Source organism: Bartonella sp. AA89HNZF (assembly GCF_042196905.1).
Lineage (GTDB): Bacteria > Pseudomonadota > Alphaproteobacteria > Rhizobiales > Rhizobiaceae > Bartonella.
Genome location: NZ_JBHIRD010000003.1, coordinates 14,216 through 31,727, shown reverse-complemented (window position 1 = coordinate 31,727; position 17,512 = coordinate 14,216). Strand labels below are relative to the sequence as shown.

Below are 17,512 nucleotides of genomic sequence, written 5' to 3'. Positions count from 1 at the left end.
GGCATACATTACGCCTTTCTTAAACACGAACATACCAACCTCATATGACATGCAAGGCAGTCATTTTAAAAGCCTAAAAGTAAGAAAATTTATGATCCTTAGAATTCTTGTTCAAGAGAGAGAACGTTAAACAGTCATTATAAATCAATATATTAAAAACAATCTCTTCATTCTACAAAGCGTCTTCATAAAAGCATTTTAGATCACAGATAGGAATAAGTTCAAAACGAACACTGCCACGAACATCCCACACTTTTTATAGCAATATATTTTGCATAAATCATTTCGCTCTCTAAGATCACCTTTTGTCTGGTTTCCTCTCCCAAAAAGAACGAAAACTTTTAAACTCTATTGATCTGTAAACAATAATAACTCAGCTTCTTGTCTAACGCGTTCCACCTGCTCACTTCAATATCAGAACACCTCAAAAGACAGATTTCATGAGAATTGTCATTTCCTCTCAACATCTCAAAAGGCGACGATTCTTATTAGCAACGATTTGTAAACAATCCACTTTCTCTGGACAGGTTCCACTCAGCGTCCCCATTTATATGGTTTACTCACATAAAGCTCGATAAGAAAACCCTGCCTGAGAATATTCATCACTGCCGCTAAAGCTCATGCGTCATAATTTTAGCGACCTCACTGCCTAAGGTGCTTTATCACATATAACATATTGATTTATAATGAAAATTTATTACGCTACAACTTGAATGAGAGCTCTCAATATCATCAGATTCTCTCATTTCAAATCTGCTCTCTATTGAATCAATCAAAACCATTTTCTTGCACATCACACAGGACTTGAACATCACAAAGGAAGAGAGCCTGCGCAGCGTAAAACTGTAAAAGAAAGACATGCCTCTTATGGACTTGTCTCAAGTGCCAAGGGCTGTCACAATACCCACGAGCTGGCAAGGTGTGTGATAGTGCCAGTTTGTTACGACTCAACACTTTTTTACCGCACAATGGATAACTTAACTTTTTCAGTTTCTCGCACTTCCAATTTTGGCAGACTACGAACAATTTTCATTGTTTCCAAGCTTACAGTAATAACCCGCTGAAACAATTCCAATGGATAAGCTGGATTACCCACCGTTTCAACAGCATAGCGATTGGCATCATTAACAAGTCCGCTCGCTTTATCCGTTTTGACAACCTGCCGCTCCATAACCCATTCAAGAGCACTCCTGCCACTCACCACATACTCATAAGCCTCAAGAGGAATATTCTGCATCGTGATATGCGTATTATAAACCACGGTGCTTTTGTCAATAGCACCACGCTTACCAGCAAATTTCATTGCTTCAACACGATAAAAACTCTTCTCATCAGAAATCACCCAAGTTCTTGGATCACCCTGTTTATAGGTAACGGGATAGGGTTCAACCTCTTCATAATTCATATGCAAATCACCAAGCTTTCGCCCCGCTGTAACAAAAGCCCAAAAATCCTCTACCTTTTTAACTGTTGGAATACGCGGCAATTGTTTAGATAAATTATGCGCATAACGCGCACGATAATCTTCAGAATGCAAAATCCCATAAACATAATAAAACAAATCATCCTTTGTTATCATTTCGCCAGAATAAGCTGCCTTAAAATAAGCCAATCCTTCATCCGTGAGTGCATCACGCCGCTGCAAACCAATTTCTTTGCTTTCCTCTGCAAAATTTGCAAACAAATGAACCTGATCTTCTTCCTTTCTCAAGGATACAATATCTTCATAAACATACCTTGGAAAACATTGACTAGCAGTCATTACATTAAGATCAGGTATGTCTTTAGTCATTAGGATAGAAAAATCACTTACTCCTATCCCTGTAATTTGCATCACCTTGTTTTCAAATGTTTTTTCTAAAGGAAAGATACGCGGCATTTGGTAAATCATTTCATTAAAAGCACGATTATAATAGAGCCACTGTCGTGCAAAAGGACGGTATGAACTCTGAATAAGGCACGTCTCTTTAAGTTCAAAAACCTTTCCTTTAGCTAATTGTTGTTTAAGTGCACGGCTCCAACTAATCTTTTTGGCATCCGTGTTAACAAAACCGTTCACAGCATTCGCACGCGTCTTGCGATCAGCGTGAGTGTAGGCATTATTAAAACGCTCTACTTCACTGTTATAAAAAGTAATCATATTATTCATATTATTGGCTAGAGCTTCACAACTGAAATTATATGTCCAAGCATCACGACCAGTTTGTATACCACGAGAAAAATTTTCAAAAAGCCTTTTATCACTGCCCTTCTTATCACCTAAGGCTAGAAATTTTTCAAAATCATTGTTGCGCTGATCCAGCCAATCACCATGCTCATCTGGTGTAATTATCTGCCAGCCATGTTCACGCTTAATGCCGCCAACACTACCCAACCGCTGAAGTGCACATAGTTTCTCTTTTGTCGTGAGATTATCACCAATATCGTAATAGTGAATTTTACAATGTTCCATAACATTTGGATTTTTAACAAATAGTGTCACAGCGATTCCTGTCATGCTTCCACTGCCGAAAACATTTTGTCCTTCTTGAGCAGCTCCTCTGCTCATCATATTTTTGCGAATATCTCCCCGTAAATTGAAAATATAAATGCTGGAAAATTCCTCACACAACTCTTTTCGTAAACCACTCATAGAACATCCATTGATAAAACCTGCATTTGTTACAAAGCCAATAACACCACAGTCTTTGATGCGATCACTTGCCCAGCGAATGGCACGAATATAACTGTCATAAAGTCCATTAACATTGCTTGCTTTAGATTGAGCGGCATAGGTTTCACGAATGCGACAATCCAATTTAGGATAGGCAATATTTTGTGCATTGTCGTTTTCACTTTTTTGCCCGGAAGAATAAGGGGGATTACCAACAATAACACGAATATCCAATTCCTTTTGGCGTGAACGACGAGTGCTGTTATCCACCAGCAAATCACTGATCAGGTCTTTTTCTTGCTCATAAAGCTGAAATGTATCGGTTAAACAAATTCCCTCGAACGGAACATAATCGCCCCCCATCAGACCATGATAGGTCATCTCAATATTAATGGCTGCAATATAATAGGCTAAAAGCATAATTTCATTGGCATGAATTTCACGAGAAAATTTGTGCTTCACTTCTTCTGGCTTTATCAAACCCGATTGTAAAAGCCGCGTAATAAAAGTCCCCGTTCCTGTAAAGGGATCCATGATGTGCACACCAGATGAGCCAAGCGTTTGCCCAAATTCTTGCTCTAAGACATCATTGACAGAGTGCAAAATAAAATCCACAACCTCGACGGGGGTATAAACAATGCCTAGTTTTTCTACAGTGCGTGGAAAAGCATAACGAAAAAACTTATCATAAAGCTCTACAATCAACTTCTGTTTTGCTTTTGGATCCGTAATGCCACTGGCTCGTAATTTTACACTTGCATAAAATTTCTCGAGATCTTTGGATTCCTTATCAAGATTTGCCTCATCAAGTACATCAAGCATACGCTGCATAGCACGCGAGACAGGGTTCTCCCGTGTGAACTGATAGCCTTCAAACAATACCTGAAAGACAGGACGCGTGATAATATGCTGTGCCAACATCTCAATCGCATCAGCCTCTGTAATCGCATCATTTAAATCATCACGCAGTTCTGCCACAAACCTGTCAAAGGCTTGACGTGCCTCAGTATCTGGCTCTGCCAGAATACCTGTTAAGCGCATGATATGATTCTTAGCAATCTCAGCAATATTGCGCGCCCAATCTTCCCAATAATCACGTGTCCCACATTTCTTAACGATCTTTGCCAAAATCGCACGAGAAAGTTCATCTACGCAGAAAGAAAGCTGCCCTTCTACTTTCTCTGTACGAGTTAAATCATATTCCGGTGCTCCAATTCCCGCTCGTGCTGGTTGTGTGCGTAGTGGAAGATTATCTACAACAGCCGTAACAGCCTGTAACTCAGTGCTCTGCGTGACACCAATAATCTCAATCACATTGCTGATATCTTGCCCGAGGGATGCCTTATTAATCGTCGCATCAAAACGATCATCATGCGCACGCAAAGCATTTAAAATTTGCCAGATAACCCGATATTTATCATTGTTGTTCAAAGCCTGTTCCGCTGGAGTATCAAGAGGAATACCAATTGGCAAAATGACATATCCCATCTTTTTACCCTCAGAGCGACGCATCACCCGCCCAACCGCTTGCACAACATCAATCTGGCTTTTGCGTGGATTTAAAAACATGATCGCATCAAGAGCGGGAACATCCACCCCCTCAGACAAACACCGAGCATTGGTTAAAATACGACAAATATCATCCCCACTATCAGCTTTCAGCCAATCAAGTAATGCACCACGATCCTTTGCATTGAAAGTGCCATCAACATGCTCAATTTCACACTTCAGAAAATGTTCATTTTCTGTATCCTCTTTCGTATAATCAAGATATTCTCTAACAACCGCAGAAAACTCATCACGAACGAGTTTAGAACTTTGAATAGTTTTACAAAACGCTAAAGCACGATGCATAGGATATGAATCCGTACCAACATCAGCCTTCATATTTTGTTTTGTCAAAGCCTTATAACAGCCAATAATCTTCGTTGCATCATCAAGAATAAGCTCAGAATCGCTATCACTAAGGCGCTTCTGAACAGCGGAACTGACCAATTTTTCGTCCATTGCTAAGACAATAACCTTATAATCTGTTAAAAGATCATTTTGTACTGCCCATGAAAAACCCCGATAAAAAAGTGTTTTACCAAAAAGCTTTTCATCATCCATCGAAGCAAGAGCAGCATTAACTTCATTCGCGCGACTTTTTGCGTTATCACCAAAAATACGTGGTGTCGCTGTCATATAAAGGCGCTTCTTGGCGCGAATAACATCATTGGAATGCACCTTAACAAAATTGGATTCATCCTCTCCCACCAGCGTTGCCCCTGTTGTACGGTGCGCTTCATCACAAATGATAAGATCAAATGTTGGCAAACCATAGTTTTTCTGAGCATCAGCAATCACCTGAATAGATTGATAGGTTGCAAACACAACGGTCATCTTATCTGCAACACTCTTCCCCACCTGATCTGCAAGTTTAGCCGCATTAGTTGTCGCCGGAAAAGCAAGATCAAACACATCAATTTCAGCAACATCATCACTATTTTTACGACGCTTTCCCACTTGTGTATCAGAACAGACAGCAAAGGATCTCAATCCAATTCCTGCATCCGTTGTCCATTCACGCACCGTCTGTGACATCAGCGCCAAAGAAGGAACAAGAAACAAAACAAACTTGCCTTCACCTGCCAAATCCTCAGCAATTTTAAGACTGGTAAATGTCTTACCAGTCCCACAAGCCATAATGAGCTTACCCCGATCTGCTTGAGCAAGCCCAGCACGCACATCACGCAATGCCTCCAGCTGATGTGGACGCAGCTTCTTTTTATCCTCCAAAACAACTTTGCCCTGGGCTGCAAAAGTTTCCCAACGGATCGGACTTTGTTGTATATCGGAAAGATTAATCCGTATAACAGGAATATCCTGCCCCCGTATCATTATTTCAGCGTTATCACTCCAAGCACGTTCAGTACTATCTATAATAACACGCCGCTTGAACGGAGCTTTTCCTGATGCCGAAATAAAACTATCAATATCTGCTTTTCTAATTCGATATGCTGCATCATAAAATTTACATTGGATTGCTGCAAACCCCTCTTCATCACGCATCTTTGCCACAAGATCAATACCAGTATCCCGACCATCCCAACCATTTTCATGCGCCCAATCTTTAAAGGTTTGAACTTTTTCATAACACCCAAACTGAAGAGGATCATGTGTCAGATAAGCAAGAGCAAAACGCTCAAAATACGTTCCTTTATCTCGTTCGGTACGCGCTTGATCACGATAGGTCTGTAAAAGCGATTGCAGCGTCATGCTTCCCCCCCAATGAAAAATACCTTCAACTATCGAATCTAAACCAATTCGTCAATGCCTCTTGTTCTACCCAAAAAACTTAAAAAAAGCTTAAAATTGCTTGATTTTAAAACATTTCTTCTATGTTTAATTAAACCAACAAGAGAAAATCTTTTGATCCTTTTGAGTATCCCCCAAATCATATGATGCATTTACTGATGTCTATATCCCTATGGAAATAAACGGTAAGGCGTGATGATTTTGAAAATATTTTTTGCCTTTTGTTAAGAATACACAATAAAGTGCGCAATAATTTTAGGATTTAGCTTAAGAATGAGAGGAGGAAATGGATAGGACACCTGCGAACACACAAGACACCAAGGAAGAAACTCCACACACAAAACAGCGCATTTTACGAACGATCATGCATATAATTCCACTATAATACGCAAAATATTAGTCGTGATATTCAAAATATTGATTTTTGAAATATTTCTTTGTCTTTTGTTCTTTCGTAGACTAATTATTCGCTTCTTATACTTTATAGCGGGTGGTTTTAGAATTCTTTTTTATATGTATCGGACTTGTAGCAGGAGGAAGAATACCATACCAACTAGACATACCATTGCTCATCACTAGCGCCATTATGTTCTTTAGCAACATAACTGCAGCTTGGTATTACGGTGTTCTCTTACTTCATCTCACACCTGCTGAATATGAGCTTATTCTTTTTCAATAAATGAAAGCCCTTTTCATTCATACATCATTCAACATAAGAAGCCATCCGCCTCTCAAACTTTTTGTCGTCCTCACCACACTCATGAAATCAAACCCGCATCTCACGGTATTAGTTCTTAAGATCACGCCCCCTACCGAGTATCTGACGGCATCCTTACCCTAGAAACTCAAATGGCTTGTTTATCCTTCAGCTCCAAAATCATGAGATATGGCAGAAAAAAGCGATGCCTTAAACAAAATATTCTAAAGAAGCTAAGCTACTCGTATAAAGGAACAGAAAATGGCTGTATCTTAGATCACATTTTAAAACTTAAGCACGATCATAATTTATTTGCATAAACCTAAACACCTATAATTTGCACCACCCTCTGCAAAACTAAAAGTGAGAAATCCTTATAACCTCTTTTCCGAAAATCTTAAAAATACTAAACGAAACCTCTTAAACTGCTCAGCTATCTCGATACCAGTTCATTTTTTTGGAAGAACGGAGGTTTAAGCTGTTTTTGGCATCAACCTTCTTTTTTGTTCTTTTGTTTGTTAGCAGATATACTATTCATTTCCCCCGCCTCTTTTTAAATTAAATCTTAAGAATCGTCGCACCATATATTTCATTTGTCCTCCTCTTCACATTTCAGAAGAGGAGGGTTTTTAACAAAATTCAGTCTGCAAGCAATCTCGTTTTAACGGGTTCCATTTAACTTCTCCTTAATAGGATTTACTTCCATAAGACTCGACAAGAAAGATTTAAAATATTCATCATGCATTCTCAAAACATTTAATGCCTCAAGAAGGCTTATATGCCTACCATATCTCACATGATGTGGTGCGCTATAAAACGCTTACCTCTAGTGACACGCTCCACTTAATGAACAAAGCGTTTTCTAAAATAGAGCAGCAAATAATACTAAACTTTTCCCATTCATTTTTTGCTTCATAAACGCTTCATCTAAGTGTAAAGCATCTCCACAAACATGCCCAAATTAATAAAGCTTAATCGCGTGAAAGAGCGACAACAGGGTCAAGCCGTGAAGCTTGCCGCGCTGGAGAAAAGCCAAAACATATTCCTATGAGGGTTGAAAAAGTAAGAGACATAATGATCGATTCAATAGTATAAACCAAATGGATAGGTGCCTTAAACAGAAGAAACAAGCCACCGATAGAAAGTCCAAGCAAGATTCCCAAACCACCACCAATCACACAAACCAAAATCGCCTCAATGAGAAATTGCTGTAAAATATCACTTTGTCGTGCACCAACTGCCATACGCACGCCGATTTCATTGATCCGCTCAGAAACAGTGACTAACATAATATTCATCACCCCTATACCCCCCACAACCAGGGAAATAGCTGCAATTGAAGAAATTAAAAGTGTTAAAATATTTGTACTCTCCATGATACGTTCACGGAAAAATTCAGAATTTCTAATGAAAAAATCCTCCCCGCCATGCCGCATAATGAGAAAACGTTTTATCATAGTCTCCGCTAAATGTGAATCAATATCATCAGCAATCCTAACGGTAATTGCACGAACTTCTGTTGTACCAAGAAAACGCGTCTGCACTGTTGTATAGGGTAAATAAAGCTGTAAGGTATTTGATGTATCTCCACTTGCATTATTTTGCGAATCAACAACACCAATAATACGCGCTGGAACATTACCCACATGCACCACCTTTCCAAGGGGGCTTTCATGGCTATGGGGGAAAAGAACAGACAACGCTTCTTTCTCAATCACGAGATCAACCGCCCGATCATGGACACTCTTGTGATCAAAAAACTGTCCTTTGAAAACTTTGAGCCCCTGTGTCTGAAAAAATTGTTCTCCCACCCCCGCAATGACAGCATTGACTTCAACTGCACCAAAACGTACTTTCGAGCTTGCTGAAATCTGTGGTGTTACACCAGAAACATAAGGTAATCCAGATAAAGCTTCTGCATCAGCTTCAACCAAACTGGTTATTTTTTCTGCTTGTGGATCAGAAAAACTTTTGCCAGGAAAAATGGTTAATGTATTAGCACCTAAACTTTTAAAATTTTCCAGAATTTTCTCTCGTGTACCATTCCCTAACGCTACCATAGCAATAATCGCCCCAATACCGATAATCACCCCAAGCATTGTTAGAAAAGTCCGCATGCGATGTGCATTCATTGCCAACAGAGCCATCACAAACGCCTCACGGAATCGCTCAACAAAAGAACGAAAAAAGCCCAGTTTTTGTTGGCCTTTTAGATTTTGTTGTTCCTGAAGAGATTTTCTACCAACTTTTGCTTTTCCACCCCTTGACCGCTTATCAGCAATAATTTCCCCATCACTGATTTCGATAATACGCTCTGCTCTTTCAGCTACCTGCATATCATGGGTTACAATGATAATGGTACGCCCCTCTTGATGAAGTTCATCCAAAATATGCAATACTTCTTGCCCACTCTTTTTGTCCAATGCACCAGTTGGTTCATCTGCAAGAATGACCTCCGCATTATTCATGAGCGCCCGAGCAATAGAAACACGTTGTTGCTGACCACCAGAAAGCTGATTTGGACGATGATTTATCCGATCACCCATGCCCAAACGCGTTAAAAGATCCTGTGCCCGCTGTTTCCTTGCTTCCACGGCACATCCCGCATAAATAGCCGGAATTTCAACATTACCAAGAGCTGTCAGTTCATTCAACAAATGGTAACGCTGAAAAATAAAACCAAAATGATTACGTCGCAAAGCCGACAATTCATCCGCAGAAAGGGAAGCTGTTTCTTTACCAGAGATCCAATAACGGCCAGAAGTTGGACGGTCAAGACAGCCTAAAATATTCATCAAGGTCGATTTACCTGAACCGGAAGCACCTACAATTGCCACCATTTCACCACGTTCAATGGTAAGATTGATGTTTTTCAAAACGGTAACAAACGCTTCGCCGGCAGGAAATTTGCGCACAATATTTTCCAAGACGAAGACGGCATCTGCTTGATTTGTGCTCATGCTTTAACTCTCGTCTTCGCTATGCATGTTAGAAGACTCTGGCATCACTCCATCAGACGAACTGGTGACGACGACATCACCCTCGTTAAGTCCTGAAACAATCTCTGCCATAACCTTATTATTCAACCCAACGCTCACCTGTTTAGTAACCACCTTATTTTCCCCCACTAAAACAGAAACCCATGCTTTACGCTCTCTTGTCTCATCGCGTAAAGCATCACTTGGAACCAACAAGACATTCTGCGCGCGCCCTAAGATAATATGAACTTGAGCAGTCATATAGGTTCGCAAAAAATTATCCGCATTATCAACATGTAGAATTCCATTGTAATAGATCGCCGATGATATTAAAGCACTAGAACCACTCACCATACCAGGATTAATACTCACATCAGCACGAATTGCTTCAGGAGCCGGCTCTACTTTTTCTAAAACGCCTTCATAACGACGCTGTGAATTACCTAAAACTGTAAAATAAAGTGGTTGTCCAGCTCGGACTTTAAGAATATCTGCTTCTGAGATTTGCGCCTTGATCGTCATCTTTGATAAATCACCCAAAATAACAATTGTTGGCGCCGACTGAACCGCATTCACATTCTGCCCTTCTTCCACAACTGTTGCCAAAACCGTTCCTGCTGAAGGGGCAGTGATGCGTGTATAACCTAAATTAACCTCTGCACTCTCCACATCAATTTGTGCTTGCACAATCTGTTGACGAAGTTGTTCAATTTGCGCCTCGCGTATTTTCACCTGTGTCGCAGCCTCATCGAGGTTCGCCCGTGAAATCGCTCGTGTTTCGATCATTTTTTTCTGACGCTCTAAATTTTTTTGTGCAAGAGAAAGATAGGCTTCTTGTTCTACCAAACTCGCATAATAATGCGATAATGCTGCTTTTTTTCTTTTTAAATCATTTTCCTGATCTGTAGGATCAATTTCTGCCAAGAGATCGCCTTCTTTCACAACACTCCCAGGGGAAACATGCATTGACACCACACGCCCTGTTGCTCGCGCACCAACAGCCACCAACCGGTAAGGACGTACAAGACCAGAAGCTAAAACACTTTCCTCAATATCCCCACGTTTCACCACCGCGGTTATATAAGTTGGAGTAGATGTTCCAAAAAAAACAGAACGTAACCATAACAACAAGAAAATGAGAAATATAGCAGTTAAAAAGAAGGAAAGTTTTTTGTGTTTTGTAATGAAATTTTTGAGTAAGTTTTTTTTCATTTCCCTACCTTTGCACGCGAACGAGGTGCATTATCAACGACTTCTGGACGCGATACATCAACAACGCCATCCCAGCCCCCCCCCAACGCTTTCATCAACGTGATATATTGCGTAACCAAAGAAACACGGCTATCTTTAAGCGCCATTTGTGCAGAATAATAAGAGCGATCAGCATTTAACAATTCAAGAAAACTAGTATTTCCATTCTCAAAAAGGCTCCGTGAAAGTTTTAAGGAATGAAGAGAAGCTTTATTCGCAACGATTAACTTTTCTAAGCGTTGATGTTCCTTCGTCAATCTTACAAGCGCATTTTCTACATCTTCTAAAGCCTCCAACACAGCAGCTCGATAAGTAATAAAAGCTTGATCACGCTGCGCGCGCGCTACCGCAATAGAAGCCTCGACCTGACCTCCATTAAAAAGAGGAAAACGAAGACCAGGTCCAAAAGACCAGCCAATCGTTGAATTTTTCCATAACTGATCAATTGCCGTTGCTGCTGTCGAAATATTACCTGTTAAAGTAAGTGATGGATAACGATCTGCTTCACGTTGACCAATCCGTGCTGTCGCTTGCGCATATTGACGTTCTGCCCGTCGTAAATCTGGACGTGTTAACAAAATATCGGCTGGAATTCCTGCTGGTATCGGCCAGCGTGGTTGTGGAATCTTTGCATGCTTAGCATTTTTTTGTAAAAGATCCTTCAATGCCGTAGGCACACGACCAGTTAAGACAGAAAGGCGATGAACGCTCATTGCTAAATTCGCTTCCATCTGTGATATATCTGCTTCTGTATTTGCCATTTGTGCTTGCGCATTTGAAACATCAAGCTCAGAAACATCACCAGCTGTTAATCTAGCGCGCATCAATTCATAAGTTTTACGTTGTGATACAGCAATTTGCCGCACAATAAACAACTTTTGTTGCCAACCACGCATTTGCACATAATTTGTTGCCACATCTCCTAGTAATGTCACCATGGTAGCGCGCATATCTTCCACAGCCGCATCAAGGCCATAACGCGCTGCTTCAACCGCACGTTTATGCCCACCAAAAAAATCAAGCTCCCAGCTTGCATCAAAACCACTACTATACTGGTTGAATAATGCATCAGACTGTCCAGAACGACTACGGGTTCCTGAAATTGAATTGGACACATTTGGCAAAAGAGTTCCCACAACCTGTCCTAAACCCGCACGCGCCTCACGTACCCGAGCTTTAGCAACAGCAACATTATTATTTCCAGAAATCGCGTAATCCATTAACGCATCTAGAACAGGATCATTCAAATGCCGCCACCATCCGGCAAGCGCAACGGGCTGCCCTGCAGTCTGTGCAGATTTTTCTCCCCAAACTGCTGGAACACGAAAAGATGTTTTCTGGTAATTAGGACCAACCATACATCCTGACAAAAGCAAACACAACAAGACACTAAAAAATAATCCACGAGAAGCGCCCCATTTGAGATTTCTGATATACATCCAGTCTCCCGCATTCTTTCAGAATCATTATTTAATATTAATACTTTATTTACCTCTTATTTCAAACTTGACGTGAAAAATCAAATACAGTTTGCACAGGAATATGATCTGAAGGACGTTCCCATCCGCGCGCATCACGAAAAATCGAAAGATCTACAACAAAAGGCGCTAAATCTGGAGAGGACCAAACATGGTCAAGCCGCCGCCCGTAATCCGTAAGCGCCCAATCGCGTGCACGATAACTCCACCATGTGTAAAGTTTAGTAGGAACAGGAATATGCAACCGCATAAGATCAACCCACCCACCTTGACAACACAAATCCTGTAAACTCTCGGTTTCAATGGGGGTATGGCTTACAACCTTCAACAATTGCTGATGAGACCAAACATCCTCTGCCAAAGGAGCAATATTTAAATCTCCCACCAAAAGAGAAGAAAGACCATCGCCTTGGTCCGCACGAATGGAGGACATTTCTTCTAAAAAATCAAGCTTATGACGAAACTTTTCATTCACATCAGCATTAGGGATATCTCCCCCAGCAGGAACATAAAAATTATGAATCCGCAAGCTTCTCCCATGGGCTTCCACAATAACTGAGATATAACGGCAATCTTGGTTTTGACAAAAAAAACGTTTTTCTACCTTTTTAAAAGGCAAACGAGAAACAATAGCCACCCCATTATAAGATTTTTGTCCACTCAATGCGATATGCTTATAACCCGCTGCTTCAAAAGCCTCCACTGGAAATAAAGCATCTGGACATTTTGTTTCCTGTAGACACAATACATCTGCGGAAAAGAGTTCCAAATACTGAAAAACCTGTGCAAGACGCAAACGAATAGAGTTAATATTCCAAGTCGCAATACGAAAAAACATCTGTTTCAATCTCAATAACGTGACACTATTTCTTCATTTCTGCGAAGGAAGTTTAAACATTCCATTAGCGAATCGAACGCCTGTCTGCACATTCATAATCTGCACAGTAGTTTCCAAATTTTGTTGGTCAACAATTGTCCACTGCCGCAAAGCAGAACCTTGAGAATCAAAAACCATCCTTATTTGCCCTACCCCAATCGTTTGATCACGCAAAACAATCGTCACGGCCCCAGGATCTTCACGAAAGGCCAACAAACGCCCAGAAGATACGTCAATTTTATCATCCAACAGAAATTTCATTGGCGTTTGCGAAAGTTGGGAAAAGTTCCAAGTATTCAAAGCTCGATTGTTAATGCCCACAAATTGACCATCTGCAATAATCTGTAAAGGCATTTTCTTGTAAATAAAACGAATTTTCCCTGGACGCTCTAGATAAAACGTTCCTTGAGACATCTTTCCCTTTGGACTAAATTGAATAAAATCACCTGTCATTGTTTTGATTGCCGCAAAGTGGTTCACAACATTCTGCGCCTTTGCCATTTTATTAGAGGCTTGCGAAAAAGCAGGAAAAGTTAAACACCAAAAGACAATAATCCCCACAAACCCAAAGACTCTTCTTTGCGACAAAAAAGACGTTTTCATAAAAAATGCTCCCAAGCAATACTTAATTGGCTTTATAATTCATAACTTAAGTAATCAACGACGAATAAATACCATTCTTTATAAGATAAAGATATTGTTTGAAAAAAATATCAAAAGATTTTTAAAAGTATTCTTCTTCGACAATCTCCAAAACTTTTCGCTTACCCATATCATTCACTGGACTAATAATGATGCCTTCTTCTTCTATCCTTTCGATCAATGTGGCGGTACGGTTATAACCAATGCCTAAACGACATTGAATATAAGAAGTTGAAGCCTTACGATCACGAAGCATAATAGCAACAGCTTGACAATAGGAATCATCTGCTAAAGAAAAAGCTAAAGAAACATCCTTTTTTATTTCTTGCGATATCGTTTCCAAATAATCAGTCTGCGTTTAAGTTTCCGAAAGCATCCAATTTTCCCGCTTTTCTAAACGCATAATATATTCTTTTCCACCCCTAATCTATGAAGCAACATAAATTATAGTCAAGACATAATGGATTAAGGACTAAACATATTACTCGCAAACCTGAAAGCTCTTTTAAGTATCAAAAATACTTTTTTGACTTCCTTCTCGCCCAAAAGAATAAAAAATTTCATCAGAACCGCTCTGTAAACAGTTTGGAGTTTAGCAAATTTCACTTAGCTTCCCACCCCATATAATTCATTTATATTAAAACTCGAGAGATCAGCCTTGCCCTAAATATTTAGAGCGCACTTAAAAAGACACTAAAATATCAAGTCTTACATGCTTTTACACCCCTATACTCGCAATAACATTATTTTATACCAAGATATTGATTTATAATAATTTATCTTTTTAACTTAAATCATAACGCCAAATACAATAAGATTCTTTCATCACATACTCTCTCATATTGAATCAATTCAAATCATTTGCTTGCACATTACAAGCAAGGTTGGTGTATGGATAAAAGTTATATAAGATAAAGAATCCCCTTATAAGGAGTCTCAAGTACCAAAGAGCTATCGCAAATTGAGAGCTGGTATATGAAAATGCAGACTTTCTACGATACAATAGGATAAACACTTGTTTTACAAGGTATTATAAAAAACAACTATCAAGATTTTTCAAAAGCGCTCTTCTTCAGCAGGCACTAAAATTTCTCGTTTCCCTGCGTGATTTGCTGGACTAATGATACCTTCTTCTTCCATCCTCTCAATCAATGTCGCAGCACGGTTATAACCAATGCCTAAACGGCGTTGAATATAAGAGGTCGAGGCCTTACGATCACGAAGCACAATAGCAACAGCTTGACTATAGGGATCATCTTCTGAAGGAGAAGACAAAGAAACATCAGCACCATCCTCTTCAACTTCTTGCGTAATTGTTTCTAAATAATCAGGTCGTGCTTGCGCTTTGAGATGCGCAACAACCTGCTCCACTTCATTATCCGCAACAAAAGGCCCATGCACACGCTGAATACGTCCTCCTCCCATCATAAAGAGCATATCTCCTTGTCCCAATAATTGCTCAGCTCCCTGTTCGCCTAAAATTGTTCGGCTATCAATTTTGGAACTCACAGAAAAAGAAATGCGTGTAGGAAAATTGGCTTTGATCGTACCAGTAATAACATCGACGGAAGGACGCTGTGTCGCCATAATTACATGGATACCGGCAGCACGTGCCATTTGTGCTAAACGTTGAACCGCTCCTTCAATATCTTTCCCAGCAACCATCATCAAATCAGCCATTTCATCAATAATGACAACAATATAGGGCATAGGACTAAAATCAAGTGTTTCCGTTTCATAAAGAGGCTCACCGGTCTCGCGATCAAATCCAACTTGAATTGTCCGCACCATTGTCTCTCCCTGACTTGCAGCTTCTCTAAGACGCGCATTAAACCCATCAATATTACGAACGCCTAGTTTTGACATTTTACTATAGCGCTCTTCCATTTCACGAACAGCCCACTTTAAAGCAATGACGGCTTTTTTAGGATCTGTCACCACCGGTGTTAATAAATGAGGAATGCCATCATAAACCGAAAGTTCAAGCATTTTTGGATCCACCATAATGAGACGACATTGCTCAGGTGTCATCCGATAAAGCAGAGATAAAATCATTGTATTGATAGCAACAGACTTTCCTGATCCTGTTGTACCAGCAACCAAAAGATGAGGCATTTTTGCTAAATCCGCAATAACAGCTTCTCCCCCAATTGTCTTACCCAAAGCAAGCCCCAATTTTGCTTTGCTTTCAATAAATTCCTGCGCTTGCACAATTTCTCTTAAATAAACCATCTCACGCTTTGTATTGGGCAATTCTATTCCAATCACATTGCGCCCTGGAACTACAGCAACACGAGCAGAAATCGCACGCATCGAGCGTGCAATATCATCTGCCAAACCAATGATACGGGAAGACTTAATGCCAGCAGCCGGTTCAAATTCATACAAAGTTACCACCGGTCCAGGACAAGCATCTATAATTTTTCCTTTTACCCCAAAATCTAACAAAACCCCTTCAAGCTCCTGAGAATTTGCTCTTAAAACAGCAGGAGAAAGTTTTGCATCCCTAACAGACGGTGGTGGAACTGAAAGATAATCTACAAGTGGAAGAACAAAGCCACCATTTGAAGAAGCTGTTAAAGACTTTCGATTTTTAACAGGAGAAACATAAGCTTTATTTTTATTTTCCTCACGCTTTACTTTTTCACCTAAAAAAGTTGGCTCAATCCGATCAAATGGCTTTCCTTGCCCTTTACTCTGAAAACGCCTTTTGAAACAGAATAAACGAAAAAAACGCGCTTGTAAAAAATAAAAAAGATGCAAAAGAGCGCCACAAGTTGTCGCAAAAAAACCATGATTTTCACGATCCTCCTCTGCGGCATATTCCGTATCTTCTTCCAACTCAAAGACTGGATTAATGATTTCGTCTTTTGGAATGTTTTTTTCTTTTCTTTTCTTTGTTCGACGCCGCCATATTACATTACCAGCAAAAGCAGCGGTGAAAAAACCTAAAAGAATAAAAACAACACTGAAAAACACCGTGTAAGGAGGAGAAAGAAAAAGAGGAAAGACTGAAGAAGCAACACTTAAAACTTTATCTCCTAAAACCCCTCCCAATCCCATTGGCAATGGCCAATAAGTAAAAGAAGCAATAGGTGACATAAGAGCAAAAGCAATTAAAAAACAAATCGTTGATAGCACCCATAAAAAAAAGCGCAAAGTCAAATTGTAGATATTCTTTTGCGCCAACAAGAGAAAAGACCAAAATAACGGTGGCAACAAAACAGAAAGACTTGCCAAGCCAAAAAACTGCATAATAAAATCTGAAAAAATTGCCCCCATCCACCCCATAAGGTTTGTAACCTCATTTGTACTTGCATGAGTTAAAGATGGGTCCGCAACATTCCACGTCGCCAAAGCAAACACACAAAAAATAATAAAGCCCAAAAGCCCGAGCCCAATAAATACTCCTATCTGACGCAAAAACATCTCAATAAGACGCGAACCTTGAGAATTTCGCACTTCTAATGAATCATAAGGAGAAGAACTTCGGTGCATCTATCAATTCCAAATACAAAACTTTCATATTTTAAAGAGTTATAACTCCCTCTCTCTCTTAAAAAAGGATGAAGCTTAAACTCTGTACCAATTTGTAAACAAATAGCCTGTAAACAATCCGACTTCTTATCTAGCGCGTTC

The 17,512-nt window shown here is 39.9% G+C and carries 7 protein-coding genes and 1 pseudogene; all 8 read right to left on the bottom strand.

Going from position 1 to position 17,512, the window contains the following annotated elements; translation table 11 throughout:
• Positions 1-958: 958 nt before the first annotated feature.
• The 8 genes and pseudogenes from ACFIN0_RS02230 to ACFIN0_RS02195 all read right to left on the bottom strand — a co-directional run bounded on the left by ACFIN0_RS02230 (position 959) and on the right by ACFIN0_RS02195 (position 17,371).
• On the bottom strand, positions 959-5,911 hold the full coding sequence (locus tag ACFIN0_RS02230; RefSeq protein ID WP_375701819.1) for a DEAD/DEAH box helicase: 4,953 nt from the start codon (positions 5,909-5,911) through the stop codon (positions 959-961).
• Positions 5,912-7,618: 1,707 nt separating this feature from the next.
• Positions 7,619-9,607, bottom strand: a complete 1,989-nt coding sequence (locus ACFIN0_RS02225) for a MacB family efflux pump subunit (RefSeq protein ID WP_375701818.1) — start codon at positions 9,605-9,607, stop codon at positions 7,619-7,621.
• A 3-nt stretch (positions 9,608-9,610) separates the two neighbouring features.
• Positions 9,611-10,837 (bottom strand): efflux RND transporter periplasmic adaptor subunit, encoded by a 1,227-nt coding sequence (locus ACFIN0_RS02220; RefSeq protein ID WP_375606598.1) that lies wholly within the window; start codon positions 10,835-10,837, stop codon positions 9,611-9,613.
• A complete protein-coding gene (locus ACFIN0_RS02215) occupies positions 10,834-12,315 on the bottom strand; it encodes an efflux transporter outer membrane subunit (RefSeq protein WP_375606599.1) in 1,482 nt (493 codons plus the stop codon). Before ACFIN0_RS02215 ends, ACFIN0_RS02220 begins: the two co-directional genes overlap by 4 nt.
• A gap of 61 nt (positions 12,316-12,376) precedes the next feature.
• The gene (locus ACFIN0_RS02210; protein ID WP_375701817.1) at positions 12,377-13,192 is read right to left on the bottom strand and encodes an exodeoxyribonuclease III; all 816 of its coding nucleotides are present in this window, start codon (positions 13,190-13,192) and stop codon (positions 12,377-12,379) included.
• Between the two features lie 33 nt (positions 13,193-13,225).
• On the bottom strand, positions 13,226-13,834 hold the full coding sequence (locus ACFIN0_RS02205) for an outer membrane lipoprotein carrier protein LolA (RefSeq protein WP_375701816.1): 609 nt from the start codon (positions 13,832-13,834) through the stop codon (positions 13,226-13,228).
• A 121-nt stretch (positions 13,835-13,955) separates the two neighbouring features.
• A pseudogene (locus ACFIN0_RS02200) lies at positions 13,956-14,222 on the bottom strand (DNA translocase FtsK); the annotation flags it as partial.
• Between the two features lie 707 nt (positions 14,223-14,929).
• A complete protein-coding gene (locus ACFIN0_RS02195; RefSeq protein ID WP_375701815.1) occupies positions 14,930-17,371 on the bottom strand; it encodes a DNA translocase FtsK 4TM domain-containing protein in 2,442 nt (813 codons plus the stop codon).
• Positions 17,372-17,512: the final 141 nt, after the last annotated feature.

Coding starts and splice junctions, on each gene's coding strand:
- ACFIN0_RS02230 (WP_375701819.1), bottom strand. CDS start 5,911: ATGACGCTGCAATCGCTTTTACAGACCTATCGTGATCAAGCGCGTACC.
- ACFIN0_RS02225 (WP_375701818.1), bottom strand. CDS start 9,607: ATGAGCACAAATCAAGCAGATGCCGTCTTCGTCTTGGAAAATATTGTG.
- ACFIN0_RS02220 (WP_375606598.1), bottom strand. CDS start 10,837: ATGAAAAAAAACTTACTCAAAAATTTCATTACAAAACACAAAAAACTT.
- ACFIN0_RS02215 (WP_375606599.1), bottom strand. CDS start 12,315: ATGTATATCAGAAATCTCAAATGGGGCGCTTCTCGTGGATTATTTTTT.
- ACFIN0_RS02210 (WP_375701817.1), bottom strand. CDS start 13,192: ATGTTTTTTCGTATTGCGACTTGGAATATTAACTCTATTCGTTTGCGT.
- ACFIN0_RS02205 (WP_375701816.1), bottom strand. CDS start 13,834: ATGAAAACGTCTTTTTTGTCGCAAAGAAGAGTCTTTGGGTTTGTGGGG.
- ACFIN0_RS02195 (WP_375701815.1), bottom strand. CDS start 17,371: ATGCACCGAAGTTCTTCTCCTTATGATTCATTAGAAGTGCGAAATTCT.